The organism is Segatella copri, from assembly GCF_024330485.1.
In the GTDB taxonomy this organism is placed as follows: Bacteria; Bacteroidota; Bacteroidia; order Bacteroidales; family Bacteroidaceae; genus Prevotella; species Prevotella copri_L.
Genome location: NZ_JANDWX010000082.1, coordinates 1 through 1,914 on the forward strand (window position 1 = coordinate 1; position 1,914 = coordinate 1,914).

A 1,914-nucleotide genomic window follows, 5' to 3' on the forward strand; every position below is an offset into this window, starting at 1 on the left:
CTTGGAATGGTGCTTGGCATAAGTAATAAGTTGGGATTCCACGCCAGCCGCCATACATTCGGAGTCTTGATGCTCAACGAGGACATTCCCATCGGCAGCATAGCCAAGATGATGGGACACGCAGACATTACAAGCACACAGGTCTATGCGCAGGTGACGGAGCAGAAGATTTCAAATGACATGGATAAGCTTATTGCCAAGCGAGAAAGGAACAGATTGTCGAACGAAAAAACTATTGGAAAATGAACAGAGGAGTTATAACTATCAGCGAGAGCGGAACGGTATCCATGCCGACCGATACAGTATGGATGACCATGCAGGAGATTGCCGACATGTATAATGTATTCGGCTGCTATGTGCGCAAGGCTGTCAAGGCTATATTCAAGGATGGCATTCTGAAAGAGCAGGGTGTACGCCGTCATATCAGGAAGAACGACCGCATCAGCTATGATGTGTATAGCCTTGAACTCGTCATTGCGGTAGCCTTCCGTATTGACAGCATTGAGAGCCGAGCCTTTCGTGAGTTCATCATGCAAGCCATCATCAAAAAGCAGACCAACCGCCCGAAGTTGGTCTGCCTGTGGTCGAAGAATATAATGGTGTAGCAATTACATTTTTCATCAATGACCTCTATTCTTAGAAAACTAATGTGTTAAAATTTTATAAAGGTTTTAAATTCATTTGCTTTATTCAATTTATTTCTCTAAAATTGCAGTGTCAAACAAATAATGAACTAAAATGAGACTTTTGGATTTTTATATAATATGGAGAGGAGATATGCTATTTGCAACAGTTGTTCCTATAGCATATTTCCTATTGTACCTAAAAAACAAACAAGTGACATTTGTCTTTTTGAAATTTGTAATGGCATTTGTGATATGTTTGTACTGGGCAACATACGCTTGTACTTTTTTTTATTCATATTATGATGTTATAGGATGGTTTAAAATACTTATAATACCTGTTTTTTCCATTTATAGTGGATGTGTACTTCACCTTTTAAAATCGAAGAAGAAAAAGGTGTTTTTTCTTATCTCCATAGTCTATATAATATTTTGGTGCATGTTAATATTTTGGCATTGCATGAGTAGTATGTAATGCAAAAGAATGAAGAGAGATGATTCCTAATTGTATAGGAATCCTTCAAGCAACGTTCCTTGGAGGCTTTGCGCCTCCAGCCACTTGGGCGAACCACCGCAGTGTTTTAGCATGGTATTAGATTTTATACAGACCATAGGGAGAACACTCGGCAAACACGAACAACTCGGTATAGCCAATAAAACGAGGCGACAACCTATAACAGCCACACTCGGTAAGTTATACGTTGTCGCCTTGTTCATTTCACACACTCATCAAGGACATTCTCCTACACACTTTTCATTCTGTACGCCTCACGATAGTTAGCCATCAGAATCTTCTGAATGTCGGACTCGCGGTAGAGTATCTTTCCGCCAAGCTGGATATACGGGATGACACCGTTGTTTCGGTAGTCCTGCAGGGTTCTTCGGCTCAGTTGCAGCCTGGCACAAAGCTCCTTGTCCGTCATGAACCGCTCACCGCCAAGCATGGGGCGGTAGTTCATCACGGCACGTTCAAAATTGTCAACCATTCGGTTGAGGTGGTTCACGATGTGGTTCATCCACTCGCTGTTTCTTGTCATTACTTCATTGCTCATAGTTGTCTCGTTTTATTGTTGATACTTACGTTACTCGGTTTACTTGCTGCTTTGGATTAAGTGGCTGTTGTATATTGACAGCCTAACCTGTGCGCTTGCGAAAGCGCATGTCCTTTTTCTTGTCCTCCACTACTGCTACGATAGCCATCACGTCCTCCGGCTTGTAGTAGGTCTTGTGGCTGATTTGCGTATAAGCCAAAGTTCCGTTGTCCCGAAGCGTCTGCACTGTCCGTGGGCAG

The 1,914-nt window shown here is 42.4% G+C and carries 3 protein-coding genes and 1 pseudogene; 2 read left to right on the plus strand and 2 right to left on the minus strand.

Features of this window, described 5'->3' with window-relative positions:
* Both NNC77_RS16360 and NNC77_RS16365 read left to right on the plus strand, forming a co-directional pair.
* Nucleotides 1-246: tyrosine-type recombinase/integrase (locus NNC77_RS16360; RefSeq protein WP_254986909.1), on the plus strand; the 246-nt coding region annotated here is incomplete at its 5' end.
* A complete protein-coding gene (locus NNC77_RS16365; protein WP_254971901.1) occupies nt 243-605 on the plus strand; it encodes a hypothetical protein in 363 nt (120 codons plus the stop codon). The genes NNC77_RS16360 and NNC77_RS16365, both read left to right, overlap by 4 nt.
* 761 nt (nt 606-1,366) lie before the next feature.
* Here the strand turns inward: NNC77_RS16365 and NNC77_RS16370 are convergent.
* Nucleotides 1,367-1,675 carry a helix-turn-helix domain-containing protein gene (locus NNC77_RS16370; protein WP_118220348.1) on the minus strand — a complete coding sequence of 103 codons (309 nt, stop codon included), beginning with the start codon at nt 1,673-1,675 and terminating at the stop codon, nt 1,367-1,369.
* Between the two features lie 82 nt (nt 1,676-1,757).
* A pseudogene (locus tag NNC77_RS16375) lies at nt 1,758-1,914 on the minus strand (helix-turn-helix domain-containing protein); the annotation flags it as partial.

Excerpts from the sequence above, each read along its gene's own strand:
- NNC77_RS16365 (WP_254971901.1), top strand. The coding sequence starts at position 243 with ATGAACAGAGGAGTTATAACTATCAGCGAGAGCGGAACGGTATCCATG.
- NNC77_RS16370 (WP_118220348.1), bottom strand. The coding sequence starts at position 1,675 with ATGAGCAATGAAGTAATGACAAGAAACAGCGAGTGGATGAACCACATC.